The organism is Marinomonas sp. AWM4_232, from assembly GCF_056158325.1.
This window is the reverse complement of record NZ_JBSWTA010000001.1, coordinates 1,288,104-1,309,058: the sequence shown is the minus strand read 5'-3', so window position 1 is coordinate 1,309,058 and position 20,955 is coordinate 1,288,104. Positions and strand designations below refer to the sequence as shown.

Sequence of the window (20,955 nt, the reverse complement as noted above, 5' to 3'; positions counted from 1 at the left end):
AAACTTGGCCCTCAGAGCGTGTTCTGAGGGTCTTTTCTAACGCCCCATTCTTCTCAATCCTGGAGTATTTTCGTGAAATATCTCATCTCATTTTGTTTGTTAATGTTTGCCAGTTGGATGCCAGTGCATGCGGCGACAACTGAAGTTCTGCTTGAGCAATTAACAACCACCAAGCTTTCCAAATTACCCGATATGGTTGAGCAACTCGAAGCGCAAGGGGACGAGTCCCTGTTGCCAGTATTTCGTGCTTGGCTCGCGGGTGACCTGCATTATGTTAAAGACAGCAAAGCCATTGTGGTGGAAACCGATGTGCAAGGTAAAGAGGTCTATGTTGACCCATTTAGCCAAGAGCAGCTATCGGGTCTTTCCAGCAAAGACGTCAAGAAAATCAAAGTAAACAATAAGTTGCGTGGCCTATTGCGCGGTGTGATCGCGCGTATCCAGTTAACCTCAAACAATGCTGATGTGCGCGAAGGGGCGGTGCGTGAGCTGTTGTCAGACATTGATGAGGACACTTTTGCAACCCTAGAAGTTTTATACCCCAAAGAGTCAAACAACGATGTGAAAGAGATGATGCAAACGGCATTATCCATTTACACTGCGATGGACAAAAGTAGCAGTCAAACGTCTCGCGTGGCGGCGATTGAGTTTTTGGGTGGCAGTTTAGAAAACGACGTTAGAAACGTCTTATTAAAACTGTCTCGAGATAGCAATGAAGTCGTGGCTGCGGCGGCAGACAAGGCGCTCGTGAACATTAACCGACAGGTAGAGCGTTACGCCTTGGTGGATCAGCTGTTCTTTGGATTGAGTCTTGGCTCGGTCTTGCTGTTGGCATCGATTGGTTTGGCGATCACGTTTGGTGTGATGGGCGTGATCAATATGGCGCACGGTGAAATGATCATGTTGGGTGCTTACACCACTTACGTTGTGCAGTTGATTATGCCGAATTATATCGACTACTCCATTTGGGTAGCGATCCCTGCTGCGTTCCTTGTCTCAGGTTTGATGGGCGTATTGATTGAGCGCCTAGTTATTTGTCGTCTGCATGGGCGTCCATTGGAAACCTTGTTAGCGACGTTTGGTATCAGCCTGATTTTACAACAGCTGGTGCGTACGATTTTCTCTCCGCTTAATCGTCAGGTATCGACGCCGAGCTGGATGAGTGGCTCTTGGGAAATTAACCCAGTGCTGTCTCTGACGTTGAACCGTTTATACATCTTAGCGTTTGCCTTGCTGGTGTTCTTGGCACTGGTGTTCATTTTGAAGAAAAGTTCATTAGGTCTAAACGTTCGTGCTGTGTCGCAAAACCGCAGTATGGCCAAAGCCATGGGGGTTAAAACCGAGTGGGTCGATGCGATGACCTTTGGTTTGGGCTCAGGCATTGCGGGTATCGCTGGGGTGGCTTTGTCTCAATTAACCAACGTTGGGCCAAACCTTGGCCAAGCGTACATCATTGATTCGTTCATGGTGGTGGTCTTCGGTGGCGTGGGTAACTTATTGGGTACGTTAGTCGCGGCGTTTACTTTGGGTATCGCGAACAAATTCCTAGAACCGACCACGGGCGCAGTGTTGGCTGCGATCTTGGTATTGGTCTTCATCATCCTATTTATTCAGAAACGTCCTAAAGGATTGTTCCCACAAAAAGGGAGAGCAGCAGAATGAGCAAGCTGATCAACTGGTTTTCCGAAGGTCGCTCATCAGGCAAATACACGCTGCCGTTTGTCATCCTTCTTTTGGCGGTTACGGTATTGGCTTCAGCCGCTAACTTGTTATTACCACAAGACTCTGCGCTATATGTGAGTACTTACAGTATTACCTTGTTAGGCAAATATTTGTGCTACGCCATGCTGGCGTTGGCGGTGGATATTATCTGGGGATACTGCGGTATTTTGAGCTTAGGCCACGGCGCATTCTTTGCGCTGGGCGGCTATGCCATGGGTATGTACCTCATGCGTCAGATCGGTGATCGTGGTGTGTACGGGCATCCGATCCTGCCTGATTTTATGGTATTTCTAGATTGGCAGGAGTTGCCTTGGTTCTGGCATGGTATGGATCAATTTTGGTTTGCCATGATCATGGCAGTTCTGGTTCCAGGATTATTGGCCTTTGTCTTTGGTTGGCTGGCGTTCCGTTCTCGTGTGACGGGCGTGTACCTATCCATCATGACGCAAGCCTTGACCTACGCCCTGTTGCTGGCTTTCTTCCGCAACGAAATGGGCTTCGGTGGTAACAACGGTTTGACCGACTTTAAAGAAATCTTAGGCTTTGATTTGCAGTCTGATAGCACGCGAGTGTCGCTGTTTATCATCACCGCGGTCTTATTAGCGGCCGTGTTGATGCTCAGCCAACGAATCTTGTCTTCTAGACTAGGTAAAGTCACTTTGGCGGTGCGCGATGCGGAAGCAAGAACCCGTTTTATTGGCTACAGAACTGAGCGCTACAAGGTATGGTTGTTTGTCTATTCAGCTGTTATCGCGGGTGTTGCAGGGGCTTTGTACGTGCCACAAGTAGGCATCATTAACCCGGGTGAATTCTCTCCTATCAACTCCATTGAAGTGGTGATTTGGGTAGCGGTTGGTGGCCGTGGCACCTTGATTGGCGCCATTATCGGAGCGCTACTGGTGAACTACGCGAAGACCCGCTTTACCGCCATCATGCCGGACGGTTGGCTATTTGCACTGGGGGCTCTATTTGTCCTAGTCACCTTGTTCTTACCAAAAGGATTGATTGGCCTGTACGGCCAGCTGAAATCGAAACGTCAGCCCGCTTCATCTCAGGAGGTGACATCATGAGTGCATTCGATAACTCGATCCAAGGGCTACGAGAGACCTTTCGTCGAGATCAAGTTTGGCCATTCTTAGCGCCGGAACAAGCGGCTAAGGTCGACGTATCGAATCAAATGATTCTGTACGTGGAAGGTTTAAACCTCAGCTTTGATGGCTTTAAAGCGCTTAATGATCTGAATCTGTATGTCAACGATGGGGAATTGCGTTGCTTAATTGGCGCCAATGGCGCGGGCAAAACCACACTGATGGACGTGATTACAGGTAAATCCAAACCCGATGCAGGGTCAGTGTATTTTGGTCAGACCCATAACCTACTGACCAAAGACGAGGCCGACATTGCGCAACTTGGCATTGGGCGTAAATTCCAAAAGCCGACCGTGTTTGAAGAGCAGACCGTGTTTGACAACTTAGAGCTGTCCTTGAAAACCGACAAGCGTGTGTTGCCGACATTGTTTGCCAACTTATCTCCTTCTGAAATTGATCGTATTGATGAAGTGCTCGCCATCATTGGCTTGAAGCAACAGCGTTTTATGAAGGCGGGGGCTTTGTCCCACGGTCAGAAACAATGGCTCGAAATTGGCATGTTATTGGCAGCAGATCCACGCTTGTTGCTGATTGATGAACCGGTTGCTGGGATGACCGCACAAGAGACTGAGCGTACCGCAGAGCTGCTGACATCGTTAGCAGGAGAGCGAACGGTGATTGTAGTAGAGCACGATATGGAGTTTGTGCGCAGCATTGCGCGCACTGTAACGGTGCTTCACCAAGGCTCGGTGCTCGCAGAAGGCACTATGGATCAGATTCAAAGTAACAAAGATGTGATCGAGGTTTACCTCGGTGAAGAAGCGGCGGAGGCCTAAGCATGATTTCAATGAACAAAGTGAGCCAACTTTACGGTGGCACGCAAATACTCTGGGATTTGGACTTAGACATCGAGTCGGGCTCAATCACCTGCATCATGGGGCGCAACGGTGTGGGCAAAACCACGTTAATGAAAGCCATCATGGGGTTGTTACCGATTAAAAGCGGTGAAATCACCATGAATAACCAAGCGCTGCACAAGCTGAGTGCTGAACGTCGAGCTTATGAAGGGATCGGCTATGTGCCCCAAGGGCGCGATATCTTTCCCATGCTAACGGTCGAAGAAAATCTCCGGATTGGATTACCAGTGCGCAAAAGCAAAGAGATTCCGGAAAAGATTTTTGAGTTGTTTCCGGTACTTAAAGAAATGTTGCATCGCCGCGGCGGTGATTTATCCGGTGGTCAGCAACAACAATTAGCAATTGGCCGCGCTTTAGTGCTTGAGCCAAAGGTGTTGATTTTGGATGAGCCAAATGAAGGCATTCAGCCAAACATTGTAAAGCAGATTGGCGATGTGATTCTTAAGCTCAATGAGGAGGAAGGCCTCACCGTGATCTTAATTGAACAGAAATTGGGCTTCGCCCGTCGTGTCGGCAAAGAGTTTCGTCTGATGGAAAAGGGCCGCATCGTTGCCGCTGACAAGATGGAAAACTTGAATGACGATCTGATTAAGCAATACCTCGCAGTATAGATCTTGAAAGCAAGCTAAGGAGTTGCATGAGTGTTGTAAAAGATGCGTTGCCCTCAATAGAAACCGTTTCACCTGCCAGTCAGTGGCAGGCGTATTTAACACTCGGGTTCACAAAGAGTGCTCGTGGCACCGTATTAAAAACGTGCGATCACAAGGGGCCTTTGTATGTGCAAAAGCCCTTTTATCCAGAAGGAAAAGACACGGCCCACGTGTATTTATTGCACCCTCCTGGTGGTTTGGTGTCGGGTGATGAGCTAGTGATTGAATCCAACCAAGCCCCTGACACCCATGTGCTGATTACTACCCCTGGGGCAGGGCGCGTTTACAAAGCGCGACCAGACCGAACCTTACAACGTCAAACGACTCGTTTGCAGGTACCGAAAGACGCCATCATGGAATGGCTGCCACAAGAAACCATTCTTTACCCAGATGCCAACACACGACTACGTAACCAGATTGAGTTGCACGGTAGCGCGCGCTTCATAGGTTGGGAGATCACCTGCTTTGGCTTACCGGCTAACCGATTGGATTTTGGAACAGGGCAAGCCGATCAAAGCTTTCAGATTCGTGTCGATGGGCGTTTACGCTTACGCGAACGCTTATTGGTCGACGAACACAGTCGTGGCCTGATGGCAGGCAAAGCGGGTTTGCAAGGCAAGCCAGTGAACGGCTTATTGCTGGCTGGACCGTTTTTGAACGTGAAAGAGAGTGTGCTGGAAACCCTGAGAAGTCTTTGCCAAGACAACGATGGCTTGTCAGGCGTGACTCAGGTGGATGAATTTATTGTGCTGCGTAGTTTGAGTCATGACAGCGAGAAAATGAAGCGATTGTTTACGCAATGCTGGGAAGTGCTACGCCCAGTTTTGATTGATAAAACTGCGTGTGCGCCGAGAATTTGGGCAACCTAAACCAAAGGCTGCTATCGCCATGCGCGAAGCAAAATGATAACGAATAAAGGGTTGAACGATGGAATTACTACCAAGAGAAAAGGACAAGCTGCTGGTGTTTACTGCAGCCTTGTTGGCTGAGCGACGTTTAAATCGTGGCCTGAAGTTGAACTACCCCGAAGCCATGGCCTACATCACCATGGAAATTATTGAAGGTGCACGCGATGGTAAAACCGTGGCCGAGCTGATGGCATTTGGTAAGACCTTATTGAGTGCGGAACAAGTGATGGACGGTGTCGCAGATTTGATCCACGAAGTACAGGTGGAAGCGACGTTTCCAGACGGCACGAAATTGGTCACTGTGCATAACCCGATTAACTAACTCACGGAGGCAACATGATTCCAGGTGAAATTCAGGTCGCTGATGGGGTGATCGAGTTAAACGAAGGCCGTAAGACACGGACATTACGTGTTGAAAATACCGGCGATCGCCCAGTACAAATTGGCTCCCATTACCATTTTTATGAAGTGAACCCTGCTCTGGTATTTGATCGCGACCAAGCCAAAGGCTATCGCTTGAACATTGCTTCGGGAACCGCAGTACGTTTTGAGCCGGGCCAAGGGCGTGAAGTGGAATTAGTCGAATACGCGGGCACGAAAACGATTTATGGCTTCCGTGGTGAAGTGATGGGCAGCTTGGCAGAGGGAGCAGAATAATGGCGACAATGGATAGACAAAGTTACGCACAGATGTTCGGCCCAACGACCGGCGACCGCGTGCGTTTAGGTGACACAGATCTTTGGATTCAGGTAGAAAAAGATTTCACCACCTACGGCGACGAAGTGAAATTTGGTGGTGGTAAAGTCATTCGTGACGGCATGGGACAAAGCCAATTAACCAATGATGTGGCGGTAGATTTAGTGATCACCAATGCCCTTGTGCTGGATCACTGGGGCATCGTCAAAGGCGATGTCGGCATCAAAAATGGGCGTATCTTTAAAGTCGGTAAAGCGGGTAACCCAGACGTTCAAGACAATGTCGATATTGTGGTTGGCCCAGGCACAGAAGTGATTGCCGGTGAGGGTTCGATCCTAACCGCGGGCGGCATTGATGCGCACATTCACTTTATCTGCCCACAGCAAATCGAAGAAGCCCTGACCTCAGGTGTGACCACAATGATCGGTGGCGGTACGGGTCCCGCGACGGGTACCAATGCAACGACTTGTACCTCTGGTCCTTGGTACTTGGGCAAGATGCTGCAAGCGACCGATAGCATGCCGATGAACTTAGGTTTCTTAGGTAAAGGGAACGCGAGTTTGCCTGATGCTTTGGAAGAGCAGTTAGAAGCGGGCGCTTGTGGTCTAAAGCTGCACGAAGACTGGGGTACGACACCGACCTCGATTGATTGCTGTTTATCGGTTGCCGAAAAGTACGACGTACAAGTGGCGATCCATACGGATACCTTGAACGAGTCAGGTTTTGTCGACAGTACCATTGATGCTTTCAAAGACCGTGTCATTCACACCTACCATACGGAAGGCGCAGGCGGCGGTCACGCACCGGACATCATTCGTGCGGCAGGCTTAGCGAACGTTTTACCGTCTTCCACCAATCCAACACGTCCGTACACGCATAATACCGTGGATGAGCATTTGGATATGTTGATGGTGTGTCACCACCTAGACAGCAACATCCCAGAAGACGTGGCCTTTGCAGACTCGCGTATTCGTAAAGAAACGATTGCCGCGGAAGACATCTTCCACGATCGCGGAGCGTTCTCAATGATCTCTTCAGACTCCCAAGCCATGGGCCGAGTGGGGGAAGTGGTCACGCGTACTTGGCAAACGGCACACAAGATGAAGCAACAGTTTGGCTTGTTGCCAGAAGACACAGAGGTGGGTGCGGATAACTTTCGAGCCAAACGTTATGTGGCCAAATACACCGTCAACCCTGCCATTGCGCACGGCATCAGTCACGAAGTCGGCTCAATTGAGCCGGGTAAATTGGCGGATTTGGTGTTATGGAAGCCTGCGTTTTTTGCGGTGAAACCTTCGATGATTATTAAAGGTGGCATGATCGCCAGCGCTCCGATGGGTGATCCGAATGCCTCTATCCCAACGCCACAGCCGGTGCATTACCGTCCTATGTTTGGCTCGTTCGGTAAAGCCCCCGCGGCGACCTCTGTGACCTTTGTTTCAGAAGCGGCATTGAATAACGGCATTAAAGAATCGCTTGGTTTAGATCGTACGTTGGTAGCGTGTAAGAACACCCGCAACATCCGTAAAACCGACATGATTCATAATGCGTGGATGCCGAATATCACCGTCGACCCACAGACTTATGAAGTCCGTGCGGATGGGGAGTTACTGACCTGTGAGCCAGCGGAAAGCTTGCCATTGGCGCAACTGTATAACTTGTTTTAATCGCTTAACGCGAAAAATTGGGGTAGCCCTATGTTAGATATTTACACTCGCCTCGGCACACATTGCCACGATGAGGTGTACACCACCGTGATTTTGACCCATGAGCAACGCGAACGCGGCCGCCTAAAACTTGTTGGCGAAAATGGTGAAGAGATTCGTGTGTTTTTAGACCGCGGTAAACCTTTGTTAGTGGGCGAATACTTGCGCTCTGAATGCGGCAAGACCATTCAAATTGTTGGCGCGGTCGAAGACATCGCCCATGCCAGCTGCGAGGATTGGACGACCTTTGCTAAAGCTTGTTACCACTTAGGCAACCGTCACACCAAAGTGGAAGTCGGTGAGCGTTGGTTACGCATTAAGCCGGATCACGTGTTGGAAGAAATGCTGCACTTGCTAGGATTGGTCGTCACTCATGAGCAAGGCATTTTCAATCCAGAATCTGGAGCGTACAGCCATGGTCATCACCACCACTGATCACGGTCTGCTGCGCTTATTGCAGCTCAGTAGTGTCAGCTTGCCTGTTGGTGGGTATGCCTTTTCACAAGGCATGGAATACGCCATCGATAAAGGTTGGGTGACCAAGCAAGCGCAGGTCGCGGATTGGACACAGCTTCAGTTATTGCAGTCGTTAGCGCGTGTGGATTTACCTGTGTTGCGCTTGGCCATGGCAGCTTGGGCGCAACGTGATGAAGTGCGCATTGTAGAGCTGAACGATTTGATCTTAGCGTGTCGTGAGACCAAAGAATTACGCCTAAACGACACGGCCATGGGCGAAGCCTTGGCGCGTTTGTTGCGTAGTTTGGAGATTGAAACACCGTTTGTACGCTTGGAAGACATTAGCTTTGTCGTGCTGTTTGCGATTGCGGCGATGCACTGGCAAGTGGAGTTTGATAGTGCAGCACTGGGCTTTTCATGGTCTTGGCTGGAAAACCAAATCGCCGCAGCGACCAAGCTGGTGCCATTAGGGCAGACCCAAGCACAGTTATTACTGGGGGAATTGCAACCGACTTTATCGGAGGCAATTACCTTGTCGAAAACCATCGATGAAGACGATATCGGCGCGGGCCTACCAGCGGTAGCTATCGCCAGTTGTTTACATGAAACCCAATATTCGAGGTTGTTCCGGTCTTAGAGGATTCTGTTTAAAGAGTTAGGGTAATTGATCGGGCTAACATCCATTCGAAACTGACAAAGTGATATCGCAATAGGAGCGAAACATGAGTAAACCAAAGCAAACCCTACGAGTAGGTGTAGGTGGCCCAGTCGGTTCGGGCAAGACAGCATTATTGCGCTCTTTGTGTTCTGCGATGCGTGAACACTACAACATCGCTGTGGTAACAAATGATATTTATACCCAAGAGGATGCCAAGTTTTTAACGCGTCATGAAGCGTTAGAAGCCGATCGCATCATTGGTGTGGAAACCGGTGGCTGTCCTCATACAGCGATTCGTGAAGACGCGTCGATGAACTTGGCGGCGATTGATCAGCTGTTGGATCGTCACGGTGAGCTGGATGTAGTGTTTGTAGAATCGGGTGGTGATAACTTGAGTGCCACGTTTAGTCCGGAATTGTCTGATTTGACTATCTACGTGATCGACGTGTCTGCCGGAGATAAGATTCCACGCAAAGGTGGCCCAGGCATTACCAAGTCAGACTTGTTGATCATCAACAAAATTGATCTTGCGCCATTGGTGGGGGCATCACTGGAGGTGATGGATCAAGATGCCAAAGCGCAACGTGGAGAACGCCCATTTGTGTTCTCGAATTTAAAAGCCGCACAAGGCTTGGATGACATCATTCAGTTCATTGTCTCAGAAGGCATGCTTGAAGCGAAACAAATCCCACCTGCAAAAGCTGTGGTATAAGGTAGAATCCCTACGGCTAACGCAACATTAGGAGAAATTTAATGCGTATATCAATGAGTAAAGCAGCGACGGTCACAGCGCTAACAGTCGGATCAACAGTCGCGATGGCGCACACAGGACACGAGCACACGTCTAGTTTTATGTCTGGTTTCCTGCACCCAATGGGCGGTTTAGATCACTTGTTGGCGATGGTTGCGGTAGGTCTTTGGGCTGCTAGTATGGGTGGCCGCGCTCTTTGGGCTGTGCCGATGGCATTTGTTGCCATGATGCTATTAGGTGGCGGTGCTGCGATGGCTGGTCTAGAAGTGCCATTTGTTGAGCAAGGTATCTTATTATCTGTGATGGTATTAGGTGCATTGGTATTGGGTGCGAAACGTCTACCTGTGGCAGCCTGTGCAGCCATTGCTGGCGGCTTTGCAGTTTTCCACGGTGTGGCGCATGGTATGGAGATGCCTGCGAACGGTGCAGCAGCTCAGTACGCTCTAGGTTTTGCCGTTGCGACAACTGCTCTTCATTTAGTGGGTGTTGGCTTTGGTCAACTAATGGCTCGTCTGGGTACGCCACTTGTGACACGTATTAGCGGCTCGGTGATTGCTGTATTGGGTATGGTGTTAGTAATCGCGTAATCTATCAGTAGATAGGGGTGTTGTAATGTAGTTCGACACCCAAAATAAACGCCAAGAACTTGTCTGTTCTTGGCGTTTTACGATGGGGTGAAGTGAGATGGCTGCTGCTCAGAAAATCTTCAAAGTAAGGCGCCACTACAACAAGTGGGTCGCTGACCAAACCATGGAAGATTACGCGCTGCGTTATACGGCTAAGCAAGGCCATTCCATGAGTATTGACCGCGTTGGTCATACCGCCCTAGGCGCGGCGGCATTTCTGGCGTTAGAAGGGTTGGCAGCGGTTATTACGCTAACCTATGGCTTCACCAATGCCGTAGCCGCTATTTTGACAGTGCTTGCGGTTTTCTTTATCACTGGCTTTCCCATTGCTTATTACTCAGCCAAACATGGCTTAGACATTGATCTGCTGACACGCGGGGCAGGCTTTGGCTATCTTGGCTCGACGATTACTTCGCTGATCTATGCCACTTTCACTTTCATCTTTTTTGCTATCGAAGCAGCCATTTTAGCCTCTGCATTGGAAGTCTTGCTTGGGATTCCCTTACCCATTGGTTATGCCTTATCAGCGTTATTCGTCATTCCCATTGTGACCCATGGTATTAGGGCGATCAGTCGCTTTCAAACTGGCACCCAATGGATTTGGCTGGTTTTACAAGTCGCGGCCATTGGTGTGGTGGTGACGCAGGAATATCAAAATTTTTATGGTTGGACGGAGTATGTCCCCGGCCATTTGCCTCAAGACACAGGGTTTGATTGGCTGCTGTTTGGCGCGGCGGCCTCGGTGTTGTTTGCACTGATGGCGCAAATCGGTGAACAGGTTGATTACCTTCGTTTCTTTCCGAAAAAGACCAAAGAGAATCGCAATCGCTGGTGGTTTTGGCTGGTATTGGCGGGGCCAGGGTGGGTGTTTATTGGTGCGATCAAAATGCTGCTGGGGTCATTTCTGGCGTATTTAGCCATTTCAGACGGTGCCACGGTCCTACAGGCAACCGATCCGACTTATCTGTATCAACGAATCTTTCTGTTCTTAACGACTTCTCCGACGACGGCTTTGATTTTAGCCGCTGTCTTCGTGTTTATTTGTCAGATGAAAATCAACCTGACCAATGCTTATGCAGGCTCCATCGCGTGGTCGAATTTCTTCTCTCGTCTTACGCACTCTCACCCCGGTCGCGTGGTCTGGCTAATCTTTAACGTTACCATTGCGCTCCTATTGATGGAGCTGGGTATTTACCAAGCGTTAGGTGCTATTTTAAGCGTATTTGCCATCAGTGCCGTGAGTTGGTTGTCGAGTTTATCGGCGGATTTATTGATCAATAAGCCCCTAGGGTTAAGTCCAAACTATGTGGAGTTTAAACGTGCGCATCTGTACGACATTAACCCAGTAGGTACTGGTTCGATGTTAATCGCCACCACGCTCGGATTGCTGTGTTATTTGGGCATCTTTGGTGAGGTGGCAAAAAGTCTGTCGCATTTTATTGCCATTGCAGCCTGTTTTATTTGTGTACCGCTGATTGCGATGCTTACCAAAGGAAAGTATTACATTGCGCGACAAAGCCCTGAGTTAATCCCGCTGATAGAAACAGCGAAGCAAGCCAATCCAATTTCTCACCCTCACGGACACTCTGTGGTCACGTTAAAGTGCGGTATCTGTGAAAATGAGTTTGAAAGCGAAGACATGAGCTTCTGCTCTGCTTACCAACAGCCGATTTGTTCTCTTTGTTGTTCCCTCGACGTGCGTTGTTTGGACAGTTGTAAGCCGCAGGCCAGCATTTCTCAACAAAGTGACTACTTTCTGAAACTGTTTTTACCAAAGCGACTGGTGCGCGCGATCAGCTCTCGCCTCGGGCGTTTTGCCTCCATGTTGGTGGTGATCAACATTATTAACGCGGCGTTGATGATGCTGATTTATCGGCAAATGGCACCGCAAACAGAGAGCGAAGCAGCGTTGCTAGAGCAAGCCATGTATGCGTTGTTCTTCACTTTACTGATTGTCTCTGGCGTGTTGTCGTGGTTGTTTTTGTTGGCCCATGAAAGCCGAGTGGTGGCGCAAAAAGAATCGAACCGTCAAACCCGTAAATTGACCCAAGAAGTGGAAGCTCACAAAGAAACGGATTTGGCATTACAAAGTGCGAAAGAACAAGCAGAGCAGGCAAATGAAGCCAAAAGCCGTTATCTAAGCGGGATCAGCCATGAACTGCGCACGCCTCTACAGTCGATCATTGGCTATGCTCAATTACTCTCCGAAAAAGATAATACGCCATCAGGGCATCAAAATGGCTTGGACATTATTCATCGTAGCGGCTTGTATTTAGCCGACCTAATTGAAGGGCTACTGGATATTTCTAAGATCGAAGCGGGGCGATTTGACTTATACCGAAACACCGTGGATTTCCCGAAGCTGATTGATCAACTCAACAGTATGTTTGCTATGCAGGCGCAGGGCAAAGGTATTGGCTTCCAGGCAAAAATCCTAGCACCGCTGCCCAACCAAGTGGTCACAGATGAAAAGCGCTTGCGACAAATTCTGATTAATTTGCTGTCCAATGCGGTGAAGTACACGCCTAAAGGTGGCGTGGTTTTTGAAGTGAATTATCGTAACCAAGTGGCTGAGTTCGTGATTCGTGATACCGGGCTTGGGATCAAGCAGGAGCATTTACAGCGAATCTTTGATCCTTTTGAGAGGGTGCGAGATGTCGCCACCGCTAACCTGCCGGGGACGGGCTTAGGGTTGACCATTGTTAAGCTACTGACTGAAATCATGGGGGGCGACCTGCAAGCCAAGTCGGTGGTCGGAGAAGGTAGTGAATTTAAAGTAAGCTTGATGTTGCCATGGGTATCACAAGGACAAGAAGCAACACCAATGTCCAAGAAAATAGTCAGTTATCGTGGTTACCAAAGAACCATTATGGTGGTCGACGATGATCCTGTGGTGCGTGGTCTGCTAGCGGATATTTTAACCCCCATAGGCTTTAACGTTGTTGAAGCGGCCGATGCAAAGCTGTGTCTGGATGAGTTGGATTCGTGCTCGCCTGATTTATTTGTACTGGATGTCTCGATGCCAGGCATGGACGGTTTAAGTCTTGCTAAAGTCTTGCGTGAGCAAGGTTATGCTGTGCCGATTGTCATGCTGTCAGCGGATGCGCAGGAGAACCAAAGGCGCCCCGACGAGCAAAATGCGTTTAACCAATATCTTGTCAAACCTATTAAAAACACTGCCTTATTGGATGCAATTCAACAGTGGTTGAAGATCGAATGGGTGTATCAAGAAACCGTTTCAGCAGAAGACTCCGTCTCGCTGTCTGCTTTAGAGGATATGTCTAAACAAACTCCTAAACGTGCGGCGACGGATGAGTTGCCTGTCCCCATACCCGATCATGAAATGATCAGAGAGCTAACGGCGTTTGCGGAAATGGGGTATAAAAAGGGAGTGCGTGGCGTATTGGATCAGCTTCCTGACAAGGGGATTGTTGATCAACAACATTTAGCACAGTTGGAAGCGCTCTATAAAAGCTTCCAATTTGATGGCATTGCAACTTACTTAAAACAGCACACCGTGTGATGTGGAACATTTGAAAATGAAGGCGAACCCTAAGAATGACATTGTGTTGGTAGTAGACGACTCTCCTGATGCGCTGAGTCTGATCCATGACACTTTGGAGCAAGCCGATATGGATGTTTTAGTCGCCTTAGAAGGCCGACAGGCATTAACCATAGCGAAGCGAATTCGACCGGACATTATTTTGCTGGATGCGGTGATGCCAAATATGGATGGTTTCGAAACGTGCCATGCGCTCAAGGCGGATCCCAATTTGTCGAGTATTCCTGTCATCTTTATGACGGGCTTGTCTGATACCAATGATATCGTTCGCGGTCTTGAAGCGGGTGGGGTGGATTATTTGACTAAACCGATTCAGCCGAATGAGTTAATCGCGCGCATGCGAGTGCATTTAAACAATGCCCGTTTGAGTAATAACGCTCAGTCCGCTCTTGATAGCATGGGGCAATTTTTGATGACGTTTGATGGGCAAGGCGACATTGCTTGGGCCACACCACAAGCGCATGCCCTATTAGCCAAGGCTCGCTTAACGTCCGCTTGGCAGGTTGAGCATCTAGCACCTCAGGTACGGAGCTGGTTAAGTCATCGACCTGAAGAAGGGAGTCGCCTACCACTTCAAGAGCTCGACTATCCACTAACACTGAAGTTTCTGGGATACACCGAACAGTCTGAAGCATTGGTAAAACTGGAGGACGGAGACCGTCCGCTTGGGCCGGAGTTACTCAAAGTCGAGCTGGGTTTGACCGAACGTGAATCCCACGTTTTACACTGGATAGCGAACGGCAAGACCAACCGCGAGATTGCAGAAATCTTAGAAATGAGCCCCCGTACCGTTAACAAGCATTTGGAACAAATCTTTCCCAAACTTGGCGTTGAAAACCGTACGGCGGCTGCGGGGGTGGCATTACGTATCATGACGCGCGAGAGCGCCTAAACTACCCCAATATCCTCTTAACATAAGGCTTAACGTCGGCGACGGTGGTGCAATGATTCGGAATGGAAATACTGCGGTAGCCATCGCCTTTGAAGGCACGATCCACTTCGAGTAAGACGCCTGTCTCTTGGCCGTTGTCGACGAAGGTGACTTCGATTTCACGCACGCCAAACAATGAAAAATTGTCCGGTTTGAATTCGTACTCTTGATAACAAGGTAGGTGTGAGGTGAAGCCCGGTGCCGATACTTTGCCCGCTTCAATGTCCGATTTGAACAAGCGGTAGCCGCTTTGGCTAATGAAGTCTAAGACGGCTCGTTGTGTTGCCGACGGCAGAATCGTCAGAGGGTCTTTGTCAGAACCATCGATACCGTTTTTAATGTCGATGCCTGTTTGCAGCCACATTTTTGCAATCGTCACCCCCGCTAATTCGCTGGCAGGGATTTCTGGATGTAGCATCAGTGAGAATGTTTTCGTTAAAGTTTCTCCCGCCTCTACGGTCAGCGCCAACGGTTGCCACCATTCTTGTAGCACGACACTGCGTTGCACCTCACGCTCATGTTCTTTGGTTTCAACGGTAGCTTTTGCTTTGGTCATCACGGCAAAAGACAGCCCTTGGATTTCCTGCGCGACATCGCCGCCTTTAATGACGACTTCTACCTCAAACGGTGCGCCAGCTTGCAGGCTGTCACTTTTCAAGATGGCATCCACATTGGCTTTGCCAATGCCAACACTTGCGAGTAATTTTTTAAACATAGGATGTCTCTAGTTATTTGCGGAACGTTTAAGGGACAGGATGACCTTGTGATGCCACCCAAATGGCGAACCACTCATGGTCGCTTAATGTCATTGTCAACGCTTGCTGAGCAGCCAATACGCGCTCAATTTTGCCTGAACCAAGTACGGGGGCAATGCCAGAAGGGTGGCGCATTAGCCAAGCAAGGGCGACTTGATCAAAGCTGGCTTGATGAGCTTCTGCTACGTCAGACATGGCTTGGTAAAGGGTTGGGTTAATGCCTTCTAGCTTAAATAAATCACCGCCAGCAAAGGGCGACCAAGCCATAGGCGTCACAGCATGTTGCTGAGCGTGCTCTAGGGTGCCGTCTTTGAAGTGTTTTAGCTCCAAAGGTGACAGCTCCACTTGGTTGACGAGCAGAGGCATATCGATACGAGATTGCAGCAAATCAAACTGCTGTGCAGAAAAATTCGACACGCCAAAGTGCTTCACTTTTCCGACGGTATAAAGGTGTTCAAACGCTTCGCTCACATGGTCTGGATCCATTAGTGGCGAAGGGCGGTGAATCAAGAGCATATCCAGTGAGTCGACGTTTAAGTTCTTAAGAGATTGATCAACGCTTTGAATAATGTGTCCGGTACTTTGATCGTATCGGTGGCTGCTGATCTCTGGACGTTGCTGGCTTGGAAGTAAGATGCCGCACTTACTGATGATTTGCAGTTTGTCGCGCAATGAGGGTTTCAATGCTAAAGCGCGGCCAAATAAAGTTTCGCACTGATAATCACCATAAATATCAGCGTGGTCGACGGTGGTGATCCCGGCTTCAAGGCTTTGCTCAATAAAGCTAAGCAATTCTTGATCTGACATGCCCCATTCGGCCAAACGCCAGTAGCCTTGAGCAATGCGAGAGCCGGTAAAACCTAGTGGGTGATAGGTGTGCGTCATTGGATAATCCTTAGGTGATCACAAAATTTATGTGTGGTAACTGTAGCAACTCACTATTGGACTGCCTAGCGACGAAAGGTTCCCAGATGAGGATTCCTTTGCTGTCATATGACTTCAGCATGAGACGTGCTAGCCTAGTGAGTAGATTTCATGGAGGGTTTGACTGTGCGTATCGAGGAATTGTTTGGAATTGAACTGCCGATTATTCAAGCGCCCATGGCGGGCGTTCAAGACCACCGCTTAGCTGTTGCGGTGTCCAATGCCGGAGGGCTCGGCTCTTTACCTTGTGCCATGCTGAGTGAAGAACGCTTAGCGCAGGAGCTGGAAAGCTTAAGCCAACAGACGGATCGTCCATACAACGTAAATTTCTTCTGTCACACACCGCCTGAACCCGATAGTGGCGTCGAAGGGCGCTGGCGTGCTGCGCTTTTACCTTACTATGAAGAGCTTGGACTTGAACTGACCTCCATTACCTCTGGCCCAAGTCGTACGCCGTTTAATCAGCAAGCCTTGGCGGTTTTAGAAGCCTTTAAGCCCCCTGTGGTGAGCTTTCACTTCGGGTTGCCAGATCCAGAATTGCTGGCTCCTATCCGCGCATGGGGTGGGAAAATCATTGCCAGTGCGACAACGGTGCCAGAGGCCATCTGGCTAGAGCAGCATGGGGTAGATGCGATTATTGCTCAAGGCCTAGAAGCGGGTGGCCATCGCGGCTTTTTCTTAGACAAAAGCATTGCCACGCAAGTGGGTATCTTTGCGCTGTTACCGCAAATTATTCAAGCGGTGTCCGTGCCAGTCATCGCGGCAGGCGGTATTGCGGATGCACAAGGCGTGGCGACCATGATGGCCCTAGGGGCCGCTGGTGTACAGGTGGGTACGGCTTATTTGCTATGCGATGAAGCGCAAACCAGTGAAGTACATCGCACTACACTTCAGTCTGACGCCGCTAACACGACTGCATTGACGAATTTATTCAGTGGCGGTGCGGCCCGTGGCATCGTTAATCGTGTCATGCAAGAGCTCGGTCCGATGAGTGCAGACGCACCGCCGTTTCCCTTGGCGACACCTGCGATAGCGCCCTTGCGAGCGGCGGCCGAAGCGCAGCAGTCAGGCGACTTTTCACCGCTTTGGGCAGGGCAGAATGTGACTGGGTGTCGCGCCGTCTCAGCCCAGGCCATAACACAAGCCTTGGCGAATATTGAAGAGATGCGTTAGGGTAGCGCATTCTCTTTGAAGCCCTGTTTGGAAGCTTATCCCTATGTCCGATGCAACGCCTCTTTCTCATTTAGAACAGCAGTTAAACTTCCTACGAGAAATCGATCAGCTTAAAAGCGTCGTGCGCAAATCTCCTCTGATTGATCAGTCCCGCAAAGAAAATTCGGCGGAGCATTCTTGGCATTTGGCAATGTATGCGCTCATTCTGCAAGACAGTGCGAATACGACGGTGAACATCGATCGTGTGATCAAGATGCTGCTACTGCATGACGTAGTGGAAATTGATGCGGGCGATCACCCAATTCATGAAACCGGTGATACTTCCGCGCAAGAAGCCGCAGAGCTGCAGGCGGCTGAGCGTATCTTTGGTTTATTGCCTAAGGCGCAAGGGGAAGAGCTGAAAGCGCTGTGGCTTGAGTTTGAGGCCGCTGAAACGGATGACGCGCAATTCGCTAAATCCCTCGACCGCCTTCAGCCTCTGATTCATAACGTCGCCACGCAAGGTGGCACTTGGGTCGAAGGGCAAGTAACCGAGCCGCAAGTGCAGACACGGTATGGCCAAGTCATCGTAAAAGGCTCTAAAGCGCTGTGGCAGCATGCTAAGCAATTGGTCGCACAACACTTCAAATCCCAACAATAATGCAGCAATCGTGACTTATTAAGGGGCTTAGAGGATTAGGCAAAAATGCTGGAGAATCCTTCAAATGTCCCTAAGGCGCTGATGCTCTAATGATCTTGTGTTAACCATTTCACAACGATATTGGAGGTCACGATGTCTAACCAAGCAAACGCTCAAGACACAAACGCTCATAAAGCACGTTCCCGTAAGGCACGACTCAGTCCTGCGGCTTTGCTAGCCCTCGCGGGGCTATCAGGGGAGGCCATCGCAAAGGAGCAGGAAATATATCCTGCAGGCAGTCAGCCAGCTTTTTCTGGGCCTGAGGCATTATTCGATGGTCAAGTCGATGTACAAGTAGTGTTTCCTGAGCGCGAAGGCGTGCCCTATTCTGGCGCTTATGTCACCTTTCAAACTGGGGCGAGAACTGCTTGGCATGATCACCCCGCAGGACAACATATGATCGTCACCCAAGGCACTGCTTTAACCGGAACCCGTGATGGGCAGGTGATCCAATTCCATGAAGGCGAGGCTGTTTGGTGTCCTGATGGTGTGGATCATTGGCATGGGGCAACCCCTGATGCTGCGATGACGCACTTTGTCGTGACAGCGAGCCAAGACGGACAAAATGTTAACTGGAAAGATAAGGTCAGTGATGAGGTGTATCTGGCCGCGGTGGCATCGTTGCAGGATGAACATACACACTTCAAAGCTTTAGATGAACGACAGCAGCATCTGACTTACACCATTGCCTTGGCAACATTAGGTCAGTCTCATGCGTTAATGGATACGTTGGATGCGGCTCTTGCAAACGGTGTCCCAGTCAGTGATTTGAGAGAAGCTCTGATTCACTTGTATCCCTACGCAGGTTTTCCCCGTTCTCTGAATGCTTTGAACACTCTGATGCAAGTAGTCGAGGCCCGTAACGCTGCAGGATATGACACGACGGAAGGCCAACCAGCGACACTTTTATCAGATAATGATGACGAACAAGCATTAGGGCAATCGGTACAAACGGCCCTAGTCGGTGCGCCAGTGGGCGGTCCATTGTTTGATTTCGCTCCGGGAGCCAATGTGTTCCTGCAAAAGCACTTGTTTGGTGATGTCTTTGCCCGTGGTGTGTTATCCCATCAGGATCGGGAGCTGCTGACCTTAGCCATTTTAGCGGTGATGCCAAACACCGATGGTCAGCTGAATGCACACATCAATATGGCACGAAACGCAGGGGTTTCAGACGATCAAATGGCAGAGCTTGGTCAGCTATTAACCCAGCGTATTACTACTCAAGCAGGCGCTCGCCTTGTACAACGTTTGAACCAATAGACAGTCTTTTAACGTCATATTACGCCTCTTTGTAAGCGCCCCAAATATCTGGAGCGCTTACGGTATCAGGCGAGATTAATCGGCTTCGAATAGCCCTTTTTTCATGTAGAACTTCACCCAAAGTGCGCCGATGATGGCAACGACCGCCAGCATGCTTCCTGCAATGGTAAAGACCATTTGGGTCATTTCTGGTGCGGGAGAGTTATTGATAATGACATACAGCATTGAGACGATCCCTACAATTTGCGGAATGGGGTAAAACGGCGTTTTGTATGGGCGCTTCAGGTTAGGAAAGCGGCGTCGTAGTACGATTACATCAATATGAGAGATGATGTACGCCAATAGGTAGCTGGTGGTCGCCGCAATGACGAGAACGATCAGAGAGTCGATGTCCAACGTCACAAACGGGATAGACGTAAACAGCGCCATCATGACAATGCCTACCCAAGGCGTATTATAGCGGTTGACCGCTTTTAGCATTGGGAACGCTTGTTTTTGTTGGGCCATACCGTGAAGCATACGCGGAAGACCCGCTAGGATCGTATTGATTGTGCTACAGGTAGCGGCAAGGGCCATTACTGTGGCGATAAACAGCCCCGATTTACCAAATACCGCATTGGCATAATCTAAGTAAGGGATTGGTGAGCCAAGCAGGGTTTCTGTATCAAGAACTAAGCTGGCACCAAAGACAAACGCCAAAAATATTCCGAAAATAGCGAACAAAGATAGGTTCATTGCTCTTGGAATATTTTTGTTAGGGTCTTTGACTTCGTTAATCATAGGGCAAATGTATTCGGCCCCCACAAACAGCCACATTGCCAACGCGATTAGACCAATGAAACTACCGTCTAGCACCCCAGCAAATCCCCAGTCGACTGAAGTGCCTTGTAACGTTTGAACATACTCCGAACCACCCGAAATGGCAGCTAATCCCAGCAAAACCATTGCGCTAACCAAAACAAAGGCAATGAAGTTTTGCACTTTGGCAAACACATCCGCCCCGACTAGGTTAGTGATGGCGAGCACGGCTAAGATCAGTAGAGGAACAAGCTTTTCTGGAAACATACCTGGCAGGAGTTCTGCGAGCATGGCATCTACTAGAAACATTTCAATAGGAACCGCTAGGCTAGCGACGATAACGTATCCGGCAAAGACCGCAACGATTGCCGGAAAGTGACCAATGGCCTTTTGCGTGTAAGTGGCTAACGTGCCTTCTTGGGGGAACATTAGTGAGAGCTCTGCAAAGCTCATTGCATTACACTGGGAAATAATCAGAGCCGCAATCATTGCAAACACAAACGTCGTGCCGCCCATTCCGATACCTTGCAGGGCCGAAATCATCGCGCCTTGGACAATGACCAATCCTATACAGATCGCCATCATCGTGATTAAGCCTATCTTAGTACTTTTTTGCATGGTCGAAGATGACGCCATGCTTAACTCATCGGTGGTGGTAATATCACTCATTATTCTGTTCCTCTTGTGAATGACAC

At 49.4% G+C, this 20,955-nt stretch carries 20 protein-coding genes; 17 read left to right on the top strand and 3 right to left on the bottom strand.

What is annotated here, in order from left to right; translation table 11 throughout:
• Positions 1–102 precede the first annotated feature (102 nt).
• The 14 genes from urtB to ACXAC1_RS06170 all read left to right on the top strand — a co-directional run bounded on the left by urtB (position 103) and on the right by ACXAC1_RS06170 (position 14,632).
• A complete protein-coding gene (gene urtB / locus ACXAC1_RS06235) occupies positions 103–1,662 on the top strand; it encodes an urea ABC transporter permease subunit UrtB (RefSeq protein ID WP_475063788.1) in 1,560 nt (519 codons plus the stop codon).
• Positions 1,659–2,792: an urea ABC transporter permease subunit UrtC gene (urtC, locus tag ACXAC1_RS06230; protein ID WP_475059976.1), complete on the top strand. Its 1,134-nt coding sequence runs from the start codon at positions 1,659–1,661 to the stop codon at positions 2,790–2,792. Before urtB ends, urtC begins: the two co-directional genes overlap by 4 nt.
• Positions 2,789–3,646: an urea ABC transporter ATP-binding protein UrtD gene (gene urtD / locus ACXAC1_RS06225; RefSeq protein WP_475059974.1), complete on the top strand. Its 858-nt coding sequence runs from the start codon at positions 2,789–2,791 to the stop codon at positions 3,644–3,646. The genes urtC and urtD overlap by 4 nt, the downstream gene beginning before the upstream one ends.
• Positions 3,647–3,648: 2 nt before the next feature.
• The gene (gene urtE, locus ACXAC1_RS06220; protein WP_475059972.1) at positions 3,649–4,338 is read left to right on the top strand and encodes an urea ABC transporter ATP-binding subunit UrtE; all 690 of its coding nucleotides are present in this window, start codon (positions 3,649–3,651) and stop codon (positions 4,336–4,338) included.
• A gap of 26 nt (positions 4,339–4,364) precedes the next feature.
• A complete protein-coding gene (locus tag ACXAC1_RS06215) occupies positions 4,365–5,246 on the top strand; it encodes an urease accessory protein UreD (RefSeq protein WP_475059969.1) in 882 nt (293 codons plus the stop codon).
• Between the two features lie 58 nt (positions 5,247–5,304).
• Complete coding sequence (locus tag ACXAC1_RS06210) at positions 5,305–5,607, top strand: urease subunit gamma (RefSeq protein ID WP_055463059.1); 303 nt, start codon at positions 5,305–5,307, stop codon at positions 5,605–5,607.
• Between the two features lie 14 nt (positions 5,608–5,621).
• Entirely contained in the window at positions 5,622–5,942 is a 321-nt protein-coding gene (locus ACXAC1_RS06205; protein ID WP_228190133.1) for an urease subunit beta, read from the top strand.
• Positions 5,942–7,648, top strand: a complete 1,707-nt coding sequence (ureC, locus tag ACXAC1_RS06200; protein ID WP_475059967.1) for an urease subunit alpha — start codon at positions 5,942–5,944, stop codon at positions 7,646–7,648. The genes ACXAC1_RS06205 and ureC overlap by 1 nt, the downstream gene beginning before the upstream one ends.
• 30 nt (positions 7,649–7,678) lie before the next feature.
• On the top strand, positions 7,679–8,122 hold the full coding sequence (gene ureE / locus ACXAC1_RS06195) for an urease accessory protein UreE (protein WP_199461830.1): 444 nt from the start codon (positions 7,679–7,681) through the stop codon (positions 8,120–8,122).
• Positions 8,103–8,780 (top strand): urease accessory protein UreF, encoded by a 678-nt coding sequence (locus ACXAC1_RS06190; protein ID WP_475063786.1) that lies wholly within the window; start codon positions 8,103–8,105, stop codon positions 8,778–8,780. Before ureE ends, ACXAC1_RS06190 begins: the two co-directional genes overlap by 20 nt.
• Positions 8,781–8,865: 85 nt before the next feature.
• A complete protein-coding gene (ureG, locus tag ACXAC1_RS06185; RefSeq protein WP_199461832.1) occupies positions 8,866–9,513 on the top strand; it encodes an urease accessory protein UreG in 648 nt (215 codons plus the stop codon).
• A gap of 41 nt (positions 9,514–9,554) precedes the next feature.
• Complete coding sequence (locus tag ACXAC1_RS06180; RefSeq protein WP_475059965.1) at positions 9,555–10,139, top strand: HupE/UreJ family protein; 585 nt, start codon at positions 9,555–9,557, stop codon at positions 10,137–10,139.
• 97 nt (positions 10,140–10,236) lie between these two features.
• A complete protein-coding gene (locus ACXAC1_RS06175) occupies positions 10,237–13,701 on the top strand; it encodes a hybrid sensor histidine kinase/response regulator (RefSeq protein ID WP_475059963.1) in 3,465 nt (1,154 codons plus the stop codon).
• 16 nt (positions 13,702–13,717) lie between these two features.
• On the top strand, positions 13,718–14,632 hold the full coding sequence (locus tag ACXAC1_RS06170; RefSeq protein ID WP_475059960.1) for a response regulator: 915 nt from the start codon (positions 13,718–13,720) through the stop codon (positions 14,630–14,632).
• Position 14,633: 1 nt separating this feature from the next.
• Here ACXAC1_RS06170 and ACXAC1_RS06165 read toward each other — a convergent pair whose 3' ends face one another.
• Positions 14,634–15,386 carry a sporulation protein gene (locus ACXAC1_RS06165; protein ID WP_475059957.1) on the bottom strand — a complete coding sequence of 251 codons (753 nt, stop codon included), beginning with the start codon at positions 15,384–15,386 and terminating at the stop codon, positions 14,634–14,636.
• Between the two features lie 28 nt (positions 15,387–15,414).
• Positions 15,415–16,311, bottom strand: a complete 897-nt coding sequence (locus ACXAC1_RS06160) for an aldo/keto reductase (RefSeq protein WP_475059955.1) — start codon at positions 16,309–16,311, stop codon at positions 15,415–15,417.
• A 150-nt stretch (positions 16,312–16,461) separates the two neighbouring features.
• Between ACXAC1_RS06160 and ACXAC1_RS06155 the strand changes: the two genes are divergently transcribed.
• From ACXAC1_RS06155 to ACXAC1_RS06145, 3 genes are all read left to right on the top strand, one after another.
• A complete protein-coding gene (locus ACXAC1_RS06155) occupies positions 16,462–17,523 on the top strand; it encodes an NAD(P)H-dependent flavin oxidoreductase (RefSeq protein WP_475059953.1) in 1,062 nt (353 codons plus the stop codon).
• 43 nt (positions 17,524–17,566) lie between these two features.
• Complete coding sequence (locus ACXAC1_RS06150; protein WP_475059950.1) at positions 17,567–18,163, top strand: HD domain-containing protein; 597 nt, start codon at positions 17,567–17,569, stop codon at positions 18,161–18,163.
• A gap of 132 nt (positions 18,164–18,295) precedes the next feature.
• Entirely contained in the window at positions 18,296–19,462 is a 1,167-nt protein-coding gene (locus ACXAC1_RS06145) for a cupin domain-containing carboxymuconolactone decarboxylase family protein (protein WP_475059948.1), read from the top strand.
• 75 nt (positions 19,463–19,537) lie between these two features.
• Here ACXAC1_RS06145 and ACXAC1_RS06140 read toward each other — a convergent pair whose 3' ends face one another.
• Complete coding sequence (locus ACXAC1_RS06140) at positions 19,538–20,929, bottom strand: APC family permease (protein WP_475059945.1); 1,392 nt, start codon at positions 20,927–20,929, stop codon at positions 19,538–19,540.
• Between the last annotated feature and the right edge of the window lie 26 nt (positions 20,930–20,955).

Coding starts and splice junctions, on each gene's coding strand:
- ureG (WP_199461832.1), top strand. CDS start 8,866: ATGAGTAAACCAAAGCAAACCCTACGAGTAGGTGTAGGTGGCCCAGTC.
- ACXAC1_RS06180 (WP_475059965.1), top strand. CDS start 9,555: ATGCGTATATCAATGAGTAAAGCAGCGACGGTCACAGCGCTAACAGTC.
- ACXAC1_RS06145 (WP_475059948.1), top strand. CDS start 18,296: ATGTCTAACCAAGCAAACGCTCAAGACACAAACGCTCATAAAGCACGT.
- ureE (WP_199461830.1), top strand. CDS start 7,679: ATGTTAGATATTTACACTCGCCTCGGCACACATTGCCACGATGAGGTG.
- ACXAC1_RS06215 (WP_475059969.1), top strand. CDS start 4,365: ATGAGTGTTGTAAAAGATGCGTTGCCCTCAATAGAAACCGTTTCACCT.
- ACXAC1_RS06170 (WP_475059960.1), top strand. CDS start 13,718: ATGAAGGCGAACCCTAAGAATGACATTGTGTTGGTAGTAGACGACTCT.
- ACXAC1_RS06210 (WP_055463059.1), top strand. CDS start 5,305: ATGGAATTACTACCAAGAGAAAAGGACAAGCTGCTGGTGTTTACTGCA.
- urtD (WP_475059974.1), top strand. CDS start 2,789: ATGAGTGCATTCGATAACTCGATCCAAGGGCTACGAGAGACCTTTCGT.
- ACXAC1_RS06205 (WP_228190133.1), top strand. CDS start 5,622: ATGATTCCAGGTGAAATTCAGGTCGCTGATGGGGTGATCGAGTTAAAC.
- urtE (WP_475059972.1), top strand. CDS start 3,649: ATGATTTCAATGAACAAAGTGAGCCAACTTTACGGTGGCACGCAAATA.
- ACXAC1_RS06175 (WP_475059963.1), top strand. CDS start 10,237: ATGGCTGCTGCTCAGAAAATCTTCAAAGTAAGGCGCCACTACAACAAG.
- urtC (WP_475059976.1), top strand. CDS start 1,659: ATGAGCAAGCTGATCAACTGGTTTTCCGAAGGTCGCTCATCAGGCAAA.
- ACXAC1_RS06150 (WP_475059950.1), top strand. CDS start 17,567: ATGTCCGATGCAACGCCTCTTTCTCATTTAGAACAGCAGTTAAACTTC.
- ACXAC1_RS06155 (WP_475059953.1), top strand. CDS start 16,462: ATGGAGGGTTTGACTGTGCGTATCGAGGAATTGTTTGGAATTGAACTG.
- urtB (WP_475063788.1), top strand. CDS start 103: ATGTTTGCCAGTTGGATGCCAGTGCATGCGGCGACAACTGAAGTTCTG.
- ACXAC1_RS06160 (WP_475059955.1), bottom strand. CDS start 16,311: ATGACGCACACCTATCACCCACTAGGTTTTACCGGCTCTCGCATTGCT.
- ACXAC1_RS06190 (WP_475063786.1), top strand. CDS start 8,103: ATGGTCATCACCACCACTGATCACGGTCTGCTGCGCTTATTGCAGCTC.
- ACXAC1_RS06165 (WP_475059957.1), bottom strand. CDS start 15,386: ATGTTTAAAAAATTACTCGCAAGTGTTGGCATTGGCAAAGCCAATGTG.
- ureC (WP_475059967.1), top strand. CDS start 5,942: ATGGCGACAATGGATAGACAAAGTTACGCACAGATGTTCGGCCCAACG.
- ACXAC1_RS06140 (WP_475059945.1), bottom strand. CDS start 20,929: ATGAGTGATATTACCACCACCGATGAGTTAAGCATGGCGTCATCTTCG.